Annotated in this window: 16 protein-coding genes; 6 read left to right on the forward strand and 10 right to left on the reverse strand. The window is 71.2% G+C overall.

What is annotated here, in order from left to right; translation table 11 throughout:
- Positions 1-295: hypothetical protein (locus tag AB0K09_RS19320; RefSeq protein WP_366066588.1), on the forward strand; the 295-nt coding region annotated here is incomplete at its 5' end.
- Between the two features lie 40 nt (positions 296-335).
- On the forward strand, positions 336-758 hold the full coding sequence (locus AB0K09_RS19325; protein ID WP_366066589.1) for a hypothetical protein: 423 nt from the start codon (positions 336-338) through the stop codon (positions 756-758).
- Positions 759-772: 14 nt separating this feature from the next.
- On the opposite strand, the gene AB0K09_RS19330 is transcribed toward AB0K09_RS19325, so the two are convergent.
- The 4 genes from AB0K09_RS19330 to AB0K09_RS19345 all read right to left on the reverse strand — a co-directional run bounded on the left by AB0K09_RS19330 (position 773) and on the right by AB0K09_RS19345 (position 3,167).
- The gene (locus AB0K09_RS19330; protein WP_366066590.1) at positions 773-1,675 is read right to left on the reverse strand and encodes an aminoglycoside phosphotransferase family protein; all 903 of its coding nucleotides are present in this window, start codon (positions 1,673-1,675) and stop codon (positions 773-775) included.
- 6 nt (positions 1,676-1,681) lie between these two features.
- On the reverse strand, positions 1,682-2,149 hold the full coding sequence (locus AB0K09_RS19335; protein WP_366066591.1) for a hypothetical protein: 468 nt from the start codon (positions 2,147-2,149) through the stop codon (positions 1,682-1,684).
- Complete coding sequence (locus AB0K09_RS19340; RefSeq protein WP_366066592.1) at positions 2,107-2,679, reverse strand: RICIN domain-containing protein; 573 nt, start codon at positions 2,677-2,679, stop codon at positions 2,107-2,109. Before AB0K09_RS19340 ends, AB0K09_RS19335 begins: the two co-directional genes overlap by 43 nt.
- Positions 2,680-2,837: 158 nt before the next feature.
- Entirely contained in the window at positions 2,838-3,167 is a 330-nt protein-coding gene (locus tag AB0K09_RS19345; RefSeq protein ID WP_366066593.1) for a hypothetical protein, read from the reverse strand.
- Positions 3,168-3,299: 132 nt separating this feature from the next.
- On the opposite strand from AB0K09_RS19345, the gene AB0K09_RS19350 reads away from it, so the two are divergent.
- The gene (locus AB0K09_RS19350) at positions 3,300-4,316 is read left to right on the forward strand and encodes a DUF5937 family protein (RefSeq protein WP_366066594.1); all 1,017 of its coding nucleotides are present in this window, start codon (positions 3,300-3,302) and stop codon (positions 4,314-4,316) included.
- Between the two features lie 180 nt (positions 4,317-4,496).
- On the opposite strand, the gene AB0K09_RS19355 is transcribed toward AB0K09_RS19350, so the two are convergent.
- The gene (locus AB0K09_RS19355) at positions 4,497-5,522 is read right to left on the reverse strand and encodes a hypothetical protein (RefSeq protein ID WP_366066595.1); all 1,026 of its coding nucleotides are present in this window, start codon (positions 5,520-5,522) and stop codon (positions 4,497-4,499) included.
- Positions 5,523-5,760: 238 nt separating this feature from the next.
- On the opposite strand from AB0K09_RS19355, the gene AB0K09_RS19360 reads away from it, so the two are divergent.
- Positions 5,761-6,276, forward strand: coding sequence for a GNAT family N-acetyltransferase (locus tag AB0K09_RS19360; protein ID WP_366066596.1), 516 nt, complete (start codon positions 5,761-5,763; stop codon positions 6,274-6,276).
- Here AB0K09_RS19360 and AB0K09_RS19365 read toward each other — a convergent pair.
- The 4 genes from AB0K09_RS19365 to AB0K09_RS19380 all read right to left on the reverse strand — a co-directional run bounded on the left by AB0K09_RS19365 (position 6,242) and on the right by AB0K09_RS19380 (position 10,438).
- Positions 6,242-6,850 carry a phosphatase PAP2 family protein gene (locus AB0K09_RS19365; protein WP_366066597.1) on the reverse strand — a complete coding sequence of 203 codons (609 nt, stop codon included), beginning with the start codon at positions 6,848-6,850 and terminating at the stop codon, positions 6,242-6,244. The two genes, AB0K09_RS19360 and AB0K09_RS19365, sit on opposite strands and share 35 nt — an antisense overlap.
- Before the next feature lie 81 nt (positions 6,851-6,931).
- The gene (locus tag AB0K09_RS19370; RefSeq protein ID WP_366066598.1) at positions 6,932-7,993 is read right to left on the reverse strand and encodes a YihY/virulence factor BrkB family protein; all 1,062 of its coding nucleotides are present in this window, start codon (positions 7,991-7,993) and stop codon (positions 6,932-6,934) included.
- A gap of 190 nt (positions 7,994-8,183) precedes the next feature.
- Positions 8,184-9,977 (reverse strand): glycoside hydrolase family 15 protein, encoded by a 1,794-nt coding sequence (locus AB0K09_RS19375; RefSeq protein ID WP_366066599.1) that lies wholly within the window; start codon positions 9,975-9,977, stop codon positions 8,184-8,186.
- A gap of 260 nt (positions 9,978-10,237) precedes the next feature.
- Entirely contained in the window at positions 10,238-10,438 is a 201-nt protein-coding gene (locus AB0K09_RS19380) for an SCO3870 family protein (RefSeq protein ID WP_366066600.1), read from the reverse strand.
- 131 nt (positions 10,439-10,569) lie between these two features.
- Here AB0K09_RS19380 and AB0K09_RS19385 point away from each other — a divergent pair, with 131 nt between their 5' ends.
- Positions 10,570-11,253, forward strand: a complete 684-nt coding sequence (locus AB0K09_RS19385; RefSeq protein ID WP_366066601.1) for a DUF6585 family protein — start codon at positions 10,570-10,572, stop codon at positions 11,251-11,253.
- Between the two features lie 141 nt (positions 11,254-11,394).
- Positions 11,395-12,123: an SDR family oxidoreductase gene (locus AB0K09_RS19390; RefSeq protein ID WP_366066603.1), complete on the forward strand. Its 729-nt coding sequence runs from the start codon at positions 11,395-11,397 to the stop codon at positions 12,121-12,123.
- Positions 12,124-12,147: 24 nt separating this feature from the next.
- Here the strand turns inward: AB0K09_RS19390 and AB0K09_RS19395 are convergent.
- Positions 12,148-14,413: ricin-type beta-trefoil lectin domain protein (locus AB0K09_RS19395; protein ID WP_366066602.1), on the reverse strand; the 2,266-nt coding region annotated here is incomplete at its 5' end.

The raw sequence follows: 14,413 nt of genomic DNA on the forward strand, positions 1-14,413 counted from the left end.
GGAACTCCTGGCCGGCGGCAACGACGGCGCGTTGCAGACGCAGTTCCCCACCTCGGCAACGCACATCGGCCGCGCCCTCATCGGCAACCAGTGCGTCGGCATATCCGCCGGCGCGTCGGACAGGTTCGCGACCATCGCCCATGAGATCGGCCACCTGATCACGGATTCCCAGGCGCACAGCACGGAGCAGGACAACGTCCTGAACGACCCGGGACCGGGGATCCACATCACGAACGAGCAGATCACGAAAGCACGGGCTTGGGCGCAGCACTTCGCCGACTTCTGGCAGCACTAGCAAAACAGCATCTGCCGCGGGCCACCGGGCCCGGCGGCAGATGCTGTCAGGTCCCGGAGCGGACCTCGGGTATCCGCTCCAGTTCGATGCCGAAATCCGGCACCACGAGCACGACCAGACCGACTCCGCGCGCGGGTTCTGGCTCGTTCGCATCCAGGAATCCGCGAACCCGCGCGCTTCGGGCCCCGGCGTGATGATCTACTGGCACGTCGAACGGAAGTCGGTGTTCATCTACCTCGCCGACGTCGAGCTGCGCCAGGAGACCCACGAAGGGCCTCCAGGTCGTGGAGAACTGGAACAGCGCGGACAAGGACCTCTGGCCAGGCGGGTGCGCCGCTGCGTGTACACCAACTGCTCCAAGCCGCTGCCGGTGACCTCCCGCAGCAACAAGAGGTTCTGCTGCCCGGCGCACAAGGCCGTCGCCGTCGCCGTAGCCAGCGGGTCCTGTGGGGGAACATCGTGAGCGATGCTCGGTAGTTACATCGGACCACCTCTCACGACACGATCAAGCGCCGCCCGGCCTGCGGGACCCCATGCCGGCCTGCCACCAGGAAGGCCCCGGTGTCCGTTCTGGCCCATGAGCATGAGAAACAGACATTTCAGAGCAGCCAGCCCGCGAGCGCGCCGGATCGTCGCCTCCTCCGCATGCGCATACACGTCGAAGAACCGTGAGGCGGCGCCCGCGGGAAGAACTACCCATGCGGCCGCGAGGTCCCAGGCCGGGTCGCCGGCGAACATGTCACCAAAGTCGATCACACCCGACAGCGTCCCGTCCGAGACGATGACATTTGCGGGATGAAGGTCACCATGCACCCAGACCGGCGGGCGCTCCCACTCGGGCGCCGCGACGGCGTCGTCCCAGACGGCCCGGACCTCGTCGGCAATGTCGCCAGGTGCAACGGCTTGAAAGAAATGGTCGAAGCCGTCGGTGCACTTCTTGGGGTGAGCGCCGCGGTCCGAACTGGTCGGCGCCTCGGCGGGCACCTCTGTATGCAGCGCCCTGAGGAAGCCCGCCAGCGTGTCAGCCGCGTGGTCGTCGCGGCTGATGGAGGTGGAGTCCAGTGGCTGGCCGGGGACCCACGTCATGATGGTCCAGGGTTTCGGGAAGCGCGCGGACGGTTCACCGGTCCGCACAGGGTTCGGGACCGGGAGCGGCAGGCGCGGGGCCAGGACAGGCAACCACCGGCACTCCTTGCGCTGGAGATCCGGAGCACGTTCTGTACGTGGCATGCGCACGACCAACTCGTCCCCAAGGCGCCACTGCTGGTTGTCCCATCCGCCCGCTACTTCTCGGATGGGCAGCCCTGCAAGGTCCGGATGCTGCTCCTTCAGCAGGTCATGGACCAGGCCTGCGGTGATCTCGATCTCGGCGTCGGTCATGCGACGTCACAGTACTGGGGCAGGGGGAGCCGCCGAGGGCATCCGCTTCAACCCCGTCGGCACGCGGCGGGGGCGGGCTGGGCAACATGCCGGGCGACCGCATCGACGCCGGGACGGGCGTACCGCTCCAGGCAGCAGCTGGGCGGTGCCGGACTGCCAGTGGATCCACTCCGTCGCCCCGCCCTTGGCCGTGATCCTGCCGCGCTTGTCTGCCGGGTACAGGTCCTCGACGTTCAGGCTGCACGCGATCGAGAGCTCCCGGTTGACGGTGTCGGCATCCATCTCGTCCGCCCGGCCCGCCGCCGGCTCCGCCAGGACTTCCGGCAGGGCCGGGTCGTCGAGCGCGGCGATGGGGAAGGCGGGCGGCTTCGCGCCCCGGTTGGTGCCGGCCGAGGAGGGGATGGCGGTGATGCCGCCCCCTCCCCGCCGTGTCAGCTCCAGAGCGTCCAGTGCTGGTTGACCGCCCCGTTGCACGGATACTGGCGCAGTTGCTCGCCCGGCGTGCCGCTCCAGGATGCTTCCAGGCACTTACCGCTGTGTGCCACCCGCAGCTGGTACGCCCCGCCGCCGACGCCCTCCAGGCGCCACCGCTGGTTGCCGTCCCCGTTGCAGGGCCACTGGATCACGCCCGCGCCGTCGGCCTGGCTCGCGTCGTAGACGTCGAGGCACTTGCCGCTGTGCCGAGCCACGATCTCGTACGTGCCGTCGGCGTGGCCGACGAAGTCGAAATGCTGGTTGGGCAGGCTGTCGTCGGCCGGGTACTGGATGACCCGCGCCCCGTCCGCGAACGACGCCGCCTCCACGTCCGCGAAGAGCATCCGGTACTCGCTCCGGATCTTCGTGCCGCCGACCGCGACCGACGACGCGCTGCCCGACGCCGCGCTGCCCGGCGAGGCGACGGCCGCCGTGGCCGTCACCACCCCGAGCGCGGTTCCGCACAGCGCGGCTACGGCCCTTCTGCCGCTGATGACAGGTCTGGTGACATGCCTGATACGTCTGCGCATGATGGTCCCTGCTTCCTGTCGGAGCCCCCGAGGGGCGGGACTCGGCCAGGAACGAGCATGGGGCCACGGCGCGGCCTTCGCCAGGGGTGCGTTCGTGGACTCTTGCCCCGGCTCGCCGACTGGAACCGACTACCGCCGACGAATCCCGACCCGGATCACTAGGCCTTGACGGGCCCCCCGGTACCGGGCACGACGCGGTAGTCCCTGCCGAAGGCGGTGCAGTAGGCCCAGGACTCGCGGTTGTCGTTGGTGACGACGCCTCGCGCGGTCTTCGTCTTCGAGCCGTTCGAGCACGTGACCTTCGCATAGTAGGCGAACTGGACGTTGCAGGACACCGCGTACTTGTTGATGTCTCCCCGCTCGTGGGCACCCACGCACCAGCTGGGAACCCGCACGGTCTGCTGCGACGCCTCGGCGGGAAGCGCCACGGCGCCGAGCGCCAGAACGCTTCCCCCGATTCCGACAGCGATGGCAGAACGTATACGCATCGAAAACTCCTCATTCCTGGGATCCGGTCGTGCCCGACGTTCGTGTCGCTGTTCCAAGGTTCGACTGGATCCGGGCCACGGGGCACTCATTTCGGTCTGGCCCGAATCTTGTGCGGCGGCCACCATCGCCGCATGACCCTGCGGATACATTTCACGGCAGACGATCTGGCCCGCACACGTATCGCCGCCGGGCCCCGCCCGCTGCTGGAACTGGGACTGGGCATCCGGCTCCTGCAGAAGCGGACACACCCGATGCGCTTCGACTCCTGGCATCGGCGGGCAGTCGCGCGTCTACGGCCGGAGTTACGGACCCTGTTCGCACTCATGCCCCCAGGGGTGCCGTCGGCCGAGGTCCTGGACCTCAGCGACGAAGGCAGCCCCGCCGAACTCCTGGACCGGCTACGGGCCGTCCCCGAGGACCGGCTGCGTGGCGATCTGGAAGAGTGGGCGGCCCGGCGGGCCGTGCGGGACTCGCCGGCGACGAGGCGGCTGAGCCGGGATCCCGCACCCGCCAGATGCCTGGCCGGCCTGGTGAAACAGGCACACGATCAGTTCATCGCGCCGCACTGGTCGCAGGTCAGCCGGCTCGCCGCCAGGGAACAGGCCCTGCGCCTGCGGCACATGGGCGAGCACGGCGTGGGACACCTCCTGAACGGGCTGAACCCGCGCCACGTCGCCTGGCGGCCGCCCGTGCTGCACCTCATCACATCCTCCGGAATCCGCGGCGACGTCCACCTCGGCGGCCGCGGGCTCCTCCTGATACCCACGGTGTTCGGAGCGGGCCACGGCGCCGTGCACGTCACTGCCACATCCCAGCCGTGGATCACCTTCCCGGTCCGCAGCGACCAGGAACATATCGGTCATGGGTCACCGGCACGCACCGTCGATACCCTGACCGGTGCGCCGGACTGGCTGGCCGCATTGCTCGGCCGCACACGCGCCACGGTCCTGGTCGTGATCGCCGGCCACCCCGCCTGCACGACCACCCAGCTCGCCGCCCACGCACGGATATCACCGGCCAGCGCCAGTGAGCACGCGACCGTCCTGCGCAATGCGGGCCTGACGGCCCTGGTACGCAGCGGCAAAACGGTGCTCCACACCGCCACCCCGGCCGCCCTCACTCTCCTCAACAGCACTGGCGCGGCCTGACGGCCGCAACGTACCGTCCCTTACCTTGGGTGATTTTCTCGCGGCTTCATCCGGCGAGGGCGACGGCGCTGCCGGTGCCGGGCGAGGCGAGGAGCGATGGCAGGGTGACGCGCATCAGCCCGTACGCGGACCAGAGCCCTTCCGGGACGCCTGGTCGGCGGGCCCGGGGCGTCCCAGGCGCTACGCCTGGCAGTTGGCGACCGTGCCGCCGGCGCGGTTGTCGGTGCGGCAGAGGTTGTCACCCCGCCCGCCGTCGACGGTGCCGTACAGGCCGAGGGTGATGGCGGTGCCGCCAGGGCCCTGGATGACGTCATCGTCGTCGTCCCCGGAGACCGTGGCGACCTTGCCCTGCCCGACGGACGGCACCTCGATGAGGTCGGCCCCGGCGCCTCCGCCGACGTATGTGCTGCGCACATTGTCGGTGGCGCCGGTCGCCCCGGCGCGGATGACGTCGTCGCCCTCGTCACCGTCGACGGTGGCGGGCTTGGGGATGCGGGAGTTCACGAGGGCGAACCTGTCCACGGTGATCTCGTCGTCCCCGGGGCCGCCGTGGAGCGGGCCGCCGAGTTCCCCGACCGTGATGGTGTCGTCGCCCGCACCGCCGTCCAGGCTGCTCGACTTGTCGTACCCGGGGACCTCGTAGGAGGCGAGGCGGAGGACATCGTCGCCGTCACCGCCCTTGACACTGGTGGTGAACACGCGACCGGTGGTGATCTCGTCGTTCCCGGCGCCACCGTCGATGTACGCCTGGTGGGTCACGTTGCCGGTGGCGATGGTGTCGTTGCCCGCGCCGCCGAGGATGAGGCCCAGGACGGGCCAGTCGTCCTTGTCGGTGACGGTGATCTCGTCGTCGCCGTCACCGCCGTCGATGACTCCGGGTATGTGCCGCCCGCCGCCGTTGCCGAGAATCCTGTCCACGACGATGACATCGTCCCCGCCGAGGCCGTTGACCGTGCCGGAGAGGTGGCCGGTGACGGCGTCGCCGCCCCTGACCTCGATGATGTCCGCCTTGCCGGTGCCGTTGAGGACCGTGTCGACGGGGACGCCCTGGGCACACACGATGTGGACGCCGCCGCTCCGCAGGTGGGTGCGGGTGCAGCCCGGCGGATCAGCCGACGGGGCGGCTGTCGCGGCCGGGGCCATGGGCGCGGCGATGAGCACGAGGCCCGTGACGAACGCGCCGACGGTCGTCTGTCTCAAGGGCATGGTGGGTTCCCTCCTGAAGGCGTGCATATGCCAGCGGTGAGAGCCACAGAGTTCCCGCGAGGACCCGGACTTCACAAGCGGGAAATCGGCCCGGCTGGATCCATGACGTCGTGGGGCGCCTTCGGCTCCACGTGAGGACGGCCTAGTTGCCGTGCAGGCCGTGACCTCGCTGTTCGCCCGCCGGCGCCCGGGCGTTCGGAGGGGGTGCGAAGATCCGGGTGGAACCGAGGAGGAATCAGTGCAGTTGCGCGACGTGTCACCGGACGATGCCGATGCCTATGTCCGGATGCGGTGCGATCCCGTCATGATGGCCGGCCTGGGCGGGCCCCTCCCCCGTGAGGGGATGGCGGACAAGGTCCGCCGGGACGCCGAGCAGGCGGCGGCCGACCTTGCGTGGATCAAGATGATCGTTCCGGATCCGGCCGTCCCCGGCGTGGTGGCGGGGACCGTGACCCTCTGGTCCCACGAAATCGATGACGGATCGATCTCCGAGATCGGCTGGATGGTCCTGCCCGAGTTCCAGGGGCGGGGGCTGGCCAAACGCGCCGTCCGTGTCCTCCTGGCGCAGGCCCGGGAGCAGGACCGCTGGGGCCTCGTGCATGCCTTCCCCGCGACGGACAACGCGGCGTCGAACGGCATCTGCCGTTCCGTCGGCTTCCGGTTCCTTTCGGAGACCGAGGTGACCTTCGCGGGCCGGGTCCTCGGGACCAACCACTGGGTCATCGATCCCAGGAAGGATCTCGCTCTGACCTGATCGTCACTGCCGGTACCCACCACCGACTCCGGTGCATCGCGACCTTGAGCCGGAGAAGGCAGCGTGCGGTGCAGGCGCCGGCGGCACCGAGGGCCGCTCCGGCGGCGACGTCACTGGGGTAGTGCGCGCCGCTGTGCACCCGCTCGGCGGCGACCAGGGCCGCCGGGACGGCGCACAGCGCGCCCGCGCGGGGCCAGGTGAGGGCGACGGCGGTCGTGAAGGCGACAGCGGCCGCGGTGTGCCCGGACGGGAAGGAGGAGCTGTCGGGACGGTCGTCGACCCCGTCGTGCGGGATCAGCTCCCTGGGCGGTCGGCGCCGCCGCGACAACGGCTTGATCACGCCGTTGGAGAGCAACTCCCCCACCCCCATGGCCGTCAGCCCCGCCACAGCGGCCTTCCGGCCGCGCGAGCCCCCCGTGGCAGCGAGTGTCACCGCGATGGCCCACCACAGCTTCGTGTGTTCGGCGGCTTCCCCCACCACCGGCCGGGCCCACCGGACGAGGGGGTGGTGGCAGGAGGCCACCCGCCCGGTGAGACGCCCCTCGGCCTCGTGCAGGTCGTTCACGTTTCCCATGGTCCCGCTGGTGCCCCACCGGCCCGGTCCGATGCCTGCCCGGCTGCCGTCGGAGGGAGCAGCGCGCCGGTAGCCGCACGTCTATTCGGGCCGGTCGGGTTCGTCTCGCTTCCATGTGCGGGTGTCGCGCGGCTCGACGTACGGTTCCTCCTCCCGTGGGTGACCGCCGGCGACGGCGCGCTCGCGAGCGAGTTCGGCGTCGAACTCCAGGCCGAGAAGGATCGCCAGGTTGGTGATCCACAGCCACACCAGGAACACGATCACCGCGGCCAGGCTGCCGTACGTCTTGTTGTACGAGCCGAAGTTCGCCACGTACAGCGCGAATCCGCCGGAGGCGATCATCCAGATGACGAGCGCGAGGAAACTGCCCGGGGTCACCCAGCGGAAGCCGCGGCCCCGCACGTTGGGGGCGGCCCAGTAGAGGACCGCGATCATGATGGTGACGAGGAGGACCAGCACGGGCCATTTCGCGATCGACCAGATGGTCACCGCTGTGTCGCCCAGCCCCAGGGCCTTGCCGGCCTGGCGGGCGAGGCTGCCGGTGAAGACCACGATCAGCGCGTCGGCGCAGGCCATCATCACCATCACGACGGTGAGCCCGAGCCTCAGTGGCGTCAGCTTCCACACCGGCCGGCCCTCGGGCAGGTCGTAGACGGCGTTGGAGGAGCGGATGAACGCCGCGATGTACCCGGACGCCGACCACACCGCGCCGAGCAGGCCCACCACGGCCAGGACCGAGCCGATGCCGGCTCCGCCCTGGAGCTGCCGGAGCGCGTTGGTGATCACCTGCCGTGCCGCGCCGGGGGTCAGATGCCGCAGGTTGTCCAGGACTTTGTCGGTGGTGGACTTCCCCGCGATGCCCAGCAGCGACACGAGGACCAGCAGAGCGGGGAAGAGGGCGAGCACGCCGTAGTACGTCAGCGCCGCGGCCCGGTCGGCCAGCTCGTCGTCCTTGAACTCCTTCAGCGTGCCGCGCAGGACCGCCAGCCACGACCGCTTCGGCAACTCGGTCGGCTCGTCGGGCGCCTTCCGCTCCACCTCCCGGTCGGGTCCCTCCCGACGGCCCTTGCCGTCGCCGCGACCGGTGCCGCCGGCGCGGCCCGCGCCCGACCGGCCCGGCCACCACCTCGGTGTTCGCGCCATACCGGACGGGTAACCGCTCGGCTCGCCGACGAAACAGTCTCCAGCGCCGGTCAAGGAGCGGCAGGGTGGGTACCGCCGGAGCAGTACGTGAAGGCGGTGCCGATGCACACCCAGTACGCGTGCTTCTTCGTCACCGGCACCGAGGACCGCTCTCTTCAGCTGTGCTGCTCGGTGCAGGCCGGCCCCTCGGTCACGTCTCGGACCAGGGGTCGGTGAGCCGGGCCGCGCATTCCAGCATCAGCGCGTGCACGAAGGCCTGCGGCAGGTTGCCGCGCAACTGCCGCTGGGCGACGTCGTATTCCTCCGAGTACAGTCCGGCCGGCCCGCAAGCCGCGCGGTTGCGTTCGAACCAGCGGAACGCCGCCGTCTCCCGCCCCTGCTGGTGCTCGGCCAGTGCGGTGACGAAGCCGCACAGGAGGAAGGCTCCCTCGGCTTCCTCCAGCGGCTGGCCGCCGTGGCGGAACCGGTAGGCGAAGTGGTCCTCGGTGAGCTCGTCGACGTACGCGCGCAGCGTGGCCCGAGTCCGGGGTTCGTCGGCCGGGACGGCGCCGCGGAGGGGCGGCAGCAGCAGGGCGCCGTCCAGGCCGGTGTCCTCGGGGGACCGCTGCCAGCGGCCGGAGGGGTGCAGGCAGCGGGCGGCGGTGTCCGCCACGAGGCGGTCGGCCAGCGCGGTCCATTCGGCCGTCCGCCCGCCGGGCGCGCCGGCAGCGGCGGCGACGCACCGCAGGCCGGCCGCGCACGCCAGCCGGCTGTGCGCCCACAGTCGCGGGCGGAGCTCCCAGACGCCGGCGTCCGGTTCGCCGTGGCGGCGGGCGATGGTGTCCGCGGCGATGACCGCGGCCCGCCAGCCGTCGGCGTCCAGCCGGTCGTGGCGCGCGGCGGTGCCCAGCAGGAGCAGGGCCTCGCCGAAGGCGTCCAGCTGGAACTGCCCGCTGACCTTGTTGCCGACGCGATCGAAACCGCCGGGGTAGCCCGGGAGGTCGAGTTCGCGCTCGCCGGGGATCGTGCGTCCGTCCACGGTGTAGGCGGGGGCCATGCGGGGCCCGTCCTCGTGCAGACGGGCCGAGACGAACCGCACCGCGTCGTCCAGCAGCTTCGTGTCCCCGGCGACGGCGACCGCCTGGCCGGCGTAGCACTGGTCACGGATCCACACGTAGCGGTAGTCGTAGTTGCGGCCCTCCTCGGCCCGCTCGGGCAGGCTCGTGGTCGCGGAGGCCACCATGCCGCCCGACGCCGCCGTCAGACCGCGCAGGATCGTGTAGGCCCTGCGGGCGTCGGTCCGGGCGACCGTGTTGCCGAGCGGCGGCACCGCCGTGTGCCATGCCTCCTCGGTGGCCCGCCACAGGGCGTCGGGGTCGGGGGGGTCCCCGGCCGGACGGCGGTCGCCGATCTCCAGGACGAGGTCGTGGCAGGCACCGGCCTCCACCGTCAGTTCCATCGTCAGCCCGTCGCCCCGGGGGCCCGTCGGCCGCGGCTCGACGGCGCAGCCGGACCAGCGCACCGAGAGGTCGCCGGCGCGTCCGGTCCACACCCCGTCGGCCTCGCGGGAGACGCCGCGGAGCGGGTACCGGCCGAAGGCCGCGCAGGGCTGGAGGAGCACGGACATCCGGGCCGTGTTGTGCCGGGCCACGATCCGCCGCAACAGCACCGCACGGTGCGGGTCACCGGGGAAGGCGAGGGCCTCGCGGCACTCGACGATGCCGTCGTCGGTGACCCAGCGGCTGCGCCAGATGAGTGTCCCCTCCTCGTAGTAGCCGCCCCAGACGCAACGCGCCACGGGAGTGACCACATACACACCCGTGCCGCCGACCAGGGTCGAGAACACCGCGTCCGAGTCCCACCGGGGAGCACACATCCACGCGTATTCGCCGCGGGGACCCACGATGACGCCGCGCTCGCCGTCGGCCAGCAGCGCGTACTGGCGCAGCGGCTGGGGCGCGAAGGTCCTTCCGCCGTGCTCCGCATCGGGTGGTGTGCTGGTCATCGTCACTCTTCGGCCGGATGTGCTCCACTGCTCCCGGGTCTGGAATCACTAACCGTCGAATGCGCCGCGCAAACCGGGTGGGGGAGGATGGGGCCGCGGGCACCGGGCCGTTCGCCGTGGTCGCGGACCGGGTCGGCGAGGTGGTGCGCATGGCCCTGGGCGGGTGACCGGCGACCGACCACCCGTTCGGCTGCCGGCGGCGACCCGCACGCGCGGCGGGCGCCGCGCCGATGCCCGGTGCCCGTCCGCGTCTGCGGAACTCAGTCCGAGTTCGTCTGGCGGTAGCGGACCCACGACACGAGCGTCAGGCATGCGGTGGTCCACATCACGACGCTCGCGGTGGCCACGGACTCGACGTACTGCCCGTAACCGTCCGCATCCAACTGGACCGTGAGCAAGCCCAGCGCCGTCCCGAGCCCCGCGAGCGCGGTGGACAGGGCGGCAAAGGGAGGCTGTGTCATTCCATCTCCTTTGAACGGTGAGCCGACACGGTGATCATCAAGTCTAAAGGCCCTGCCGGGACCGGTGGCGGGGCACGGTGACAGGCCGGCGTTACGCTGGCCCGTACCTGTCGGACGCACAAGGGTGTCGCATGCCGGATATGTTCATCCTCCCCGCAGAAGGCGAATGGCGCATTGTCACGCCGGAGGCCCAAGCAGCAGCCCAGCGGCGCGATATGGGCGAGTTGATCGACGTGTACGCGTTGACCGGCGGCATATCGCGCAAAAAGGTCAACCGCACCTACGAATTCAGCCGCGGCATCGTCCGCCAGGAGCACGGGCAGCCACCGGAGGTGTTCCACCTCGACGACATGACGGAGGTGACCGCCAAGGTCACCGACCGCACGTACAACGGTCGTTACGAGGCCACCTACTTCACCTTCACGATCGTCTGCGCGGACGGCAGATCCACGACGATCTCGGCCTACTACAAGAGCCGGGGCGACCACGGACACCGCTACTGCGGACTCGGCGAGACGATCCGCGAGCACGTCGCCGCCGAGCAGCTGCCGATCGCACGGGAGCGGATCCGCCAGGGGCGGGAGGTCTTCTTCGGAGACTTCGGTCTCGCCCGGGAGGGTCTGCTCTGGAAGGGGAAGAAGCCGGTGCCGTGGGAGCGTGTCGGCCCGGCGGTGGTCAAGGAGGGCTGGCTCACCGTCAAGTTGGCCGGTGGGTGGACCAAGACGTGCATCAGGGAACTCGGGGTCGTCCCCAATTACGCGGTGTTCCGCACCCTCCTCGCCGAGCTCCGTGAGTCCGCGCCACGCGTCGGCTGAAGGCCGGGGCCGGCCACGGTTGTCGCGAGGCGGCAGTGGCGGAGATCACTCCGGTGCTGTCTCACATTCCGGCCGGGGCCAGGGGCCTCCGTGGCAGGGTGCTGATCATCGTGGCGGAACAGGGAGGGTCCGGTGGGTGCATTGGGGCGCGTCGTGGTGGTCAGCGGCGGTGGGACCGGCATCGGACGGGCCGTCGCCGAGCGGTTCGCCAGGCAGGGCGACCGGGTCACCGTCCTGGGACGGCGGGCGGAAGTCCTGCGTGAGGCGGCCCGGGACATCGATGGCGCTCACCCCGTGCGGGCCGTCGCGGTCGACCTGTCCGCGCCGGAGGAGGTCGAACGGGTGCTGGGCGACCTTCCCGAGCACGTCGACGTGTTGGTGAACAACGCGGGCGGGCGCGGCGGGAGCCCGCAGGACGGGGGACTGAAGGGGGTGGCCGAGCAGTGGCGGCGGGTCTTCGACGGCAACGTCCTGCCGGCGGTCCTGCTCACCGAGGCGCTGCTGCCGCGCCTGGCCCGGCCCGGCGGCCGTGTGGTGACCATCGGTTCCGTGGCCGCTCTGCGGGGCAACGGGGCGTACGGTGCCGCCAAGGCGGCCTTGATGGCCTGGAACCACACGCTCGCCCAGCAACTGGGGCCGCACGGTGCGACGGCCAATGTCGTGCTGCCCGGGTTCGTCGCGGGCACCGGGTTCTTCGGCGCGCCGGCGGGCGAGGAGGAACTGGCCAGGCGCCGGTCCCAGACGCTGGTCGGCAGGGTGGGCGAGCCGCAGGACATCGCCGCGGCCGTCGCCTTCCTCGCCTCTCCCGAGGCGGGCTACATCACGGGCGAGTTCCTCAACAGCAACGGCGGTGCGGTGCTGGGCCGTTGACGGTCGCGGCCTGTCGAGGGGCGGTCACGGCAGTGTCCACCGCTGGTTGGCGCCGCCGTTGCAGTCCCAGATCACCAGCCGGGTGCCGTTGGTGGTGGAGTAGGCCGGGTCGTCCAGGCAGCGGCCGGACTGGGCGCTCTTCAGGGTGCCGTCCGGCTGCGGCGTCCACTTCTGGTTGGCGCCGCCGTTGCAGGTCCACAGCTGGACGGGGGTGCCGTTGGCGGTGCCCTGGCCCGTGACGTCCAGGCACGCGTCGTCGTGCGTGAGGGTGCCGTTGGCCCGGGTCCACTCCTGGGCGGCGGACGCGGCGCAGTCCCACAGCCGCACCGGGGTGCCGTCGGCCCCGGAGTCTCCGGCGGCGTCCACGCACTTGCCGGCCAGGCCCGAGGTGATCGGGCCGACGTGGTGGGGCGGGGTGCCCGGGGTGACGGCGAAGTCGTCGAACTGCTCGGTCCGGTAGTCCGTCACGCCGAGGCCGGCCCGGCCGTTGGTGAAGGAGGCGTCGGTCGCGGTGCCGACCGTGACGCCGTCCACGGCCGCCGTCAGGGTCGTCCCCTCCAGGGTGAAGGCCACGGTGTGCCAGGTGCCCGTGCCGAGCGGTGCCGTGGTGCCGCGGGCCAGGGTGGTGAAGTTCCAGGCCGTGTCGCTCTTGTCGAGGGACCAGGCGCCCGTGTCACCGACCCGGAGGTGGTAGGCGTTGAGGCCGTTGTTGTTGCGGCCCTGCCGGTTGACCCGGCCGAGCAGTTCGACGGAGCCCGTCTGCTCGAGCATGACGTCAGTGGTGACGGTGTAGTTGCCCCAGCCGCCGTCGCCCATGATCGTGTATGGCGCGTCGTAGGGCTCGTCGGTCCAGCGGACGGGCGTCACGGGGGCCATCTGGCGCAGGCAGGTTCCGTCCCGGCCGGCGCCGCACGGGACGGTCTGGAAGGCGCCGTTCATGTCGGAGAAGTACCGCGGCGAGGTCGTGGTGGCGGGTGTCTCGAAGTCGTCCGCGTACGGCAGGGCGAGCGGGCCGGGCGCGGGCGGGGTGGCGGTGCCCTTGCCCTGGCCGGTCGTGGTGGTCATGGTGTAGACGTGGCCGGGCCGGAGGGTCAGCGTGAACGTGCCGCCGGCCGGGGTGACGTCCCGCTCGTGGACGAACCAGCGCGCCGGATCGTCCGAGCGGACGTCGGTGGCCCAGACGTGGACCTGGCCGGTGGACAGGCCGCCGGAGACGGTGAAGGTGACGTCCTGGGCCGCGGACGCGTCGACGGTCTCGATGACGGTGCTGTAGTCGGAGGTGTTCGGCGCCCTCAGCGTCACATAGCTGCCGTTGGCCCGCGATCCGCCGAGGTATCCGCCGCCGGAGTCGAGGTAGCGCCAGCCAGGCCGGGTGAACTGGGTGGTGTGGGCGGTGACCCAGGTGGTCCTGCCGATGCGGTAGTGGCCGGACCAGGGCTGGTTGGCGACGGCCATGCCGTCGCGGGCGAAGTACAGGTCGGGGTAGAGCGCGGCGACGAGCGGCCAGTTGAAGAAGGCGGTCATCCTGCCGTCGAGGTAGTCGCGGTTGATGGCCCGGGCCACCGCGCCCGCTCCGGTGTCGGCGTCGAGCGAGCCGTTCTCGCTGGCCCACAGCGGCTTGCCGAGCGCCCGCGCGGTGGCGGTACTGGGACAGGCGGAGAAGTCGGTCTGGTAGCCGCAGGGGTAGTGGACGCCGACGATGTCGACGGCGTCCTTGAAGGCCGGGTCCCAGGCCATCGCGTCGGCCACGCCCCAGGTGTCGTCCGCGGCCACCACCTTGGTGGCGTACCCGTGCGAGACGAGCGCGTCCTTGAGCTTTCGGTACCAGGCCGCATCGAAGCCACGTTCGTTCCAGCCGCCGAGGTAGTCGACGGTCAGACCGTGCCGCGCCGCGCAGCCCATCCAGGACATCAGGTAGCCGATGGTCTCCTGGGACCAGAAGTGGCCGTTCCCGACCCAGCCGGCGGCGCCCCAGGACAGCGCGGCGAGCTTGATCCCGGGGTTGCGGGCCTTGGCCTGGCCGGCCAGCCACCACTCGTAGCCCTGGTCGCAGTCGACGGTGCCGGGGCTGTGCATATGGCTGGCTTCGGCGCCGTCGGTGGAGTTGGTGTCGCCACCGATCTCCAGTTTGAGCAGGTGGAGCGAGGCGCCGTAACCGGGCTTGAAGAGATAGTCGAGGATCTGGCCGCGCTGCGCCACCGTGGGCCACCGCGGCACCGAGGCGCAGGCGATCGCGAGGCCCGTGCCCAGCGTCAGCGCCGCCGCCCCGGCCATCGACAGGGGGCCGGCC

The organism is Streptomyces sp. NPDC049577 (assembly GCF_040675635.1).
Taxonomy (GTDB): domain Bacteria; phylum Actinomycetota; class Actinomycetes; order Streptomycetales; family Streptomycetaceae; genus Streptomyces.

Bases quoted from the DNA above. Each gene is read 5' to 3' on its own strand.
- AB0K09_RS19325 (WP_366066589.1), top strand. From the start codon at position 336: ATGCTGTCAGGTCCCGGAGCGGACCTCGGGTATCCGCTCCAGTTCGAT.
- AB0K09_RS19330 (WP_366066590.1), bottom strand. From the start codon at position 1,675: ATGACCGACGCCGAGATCGAGATCACCGCAGGCCTGGTCCATGACCTG.
- AB0K09_RS19340 (WP_366066592.1), bottom strand. From the start codon at position 2,679: ATGCGCAGACGTATCAGGCATGTCACCAGACCTGTCATCAGCGGCAGA.
- AB0K09_RS19345 (WP_366066593.1), bottom strand. From the start codon at position 3,167: ATGCGTATACGTTCTGCCATCGCTGTCGGAATCGGGGGAAGCGTTCTG.
- AB0K09_RS19350 (WP_366066594.1), top strand. From the start codon at position 3,300: ATGACCCTGCGGATACATTTCACGGCAGACGATCTGGCCCGCACACGT.
- AB0K09_RS19355 (WP_366066595.1), bottom strand. From the start codon at position 5,522: ATGCCCTTGAGACAGACGACCGTCGGCGCGTTCGTCACGGGCCTCGTG.
- AB0K09_RS19365 (WP_366066597.1), bottom strand. From the start codon at position 6,850: ATGGGAAACGTGAACGACCTGCACGAGGCCGAGGGGCGTCTCACCGGG.
- AB0K09_RS19370 (WP_366066598.1), bottom strand. From the start codon at position 7,993: ATGGCGCGAACACCGAGGTGGTGGCCGGGCCGGTCGGGCGCGGGCCGC.
- AB0K09_RS19375 (WP_366066599.1), bottom strand. From the start codon at position 9,977: ATGACCAGCACACCACCCGATGCGGAGCACGGCGGAAGGACCTTCGCG.
- AB0K09_RS19380 (WP_366066600.1), bottom strand. From the start codon at position 10,438: ATGACACAGCCTCCCTTTGCCGCCCTGTCCACCGCGCTCGCGGGGCTC.
- AB0K09_RS19385 (WP_366066601.1), top strand. From the start codon at position 10,570: ATGCCGGATATGTTCATCCTCCCCGCAGAAGGCGAATGGCGCATTGTC.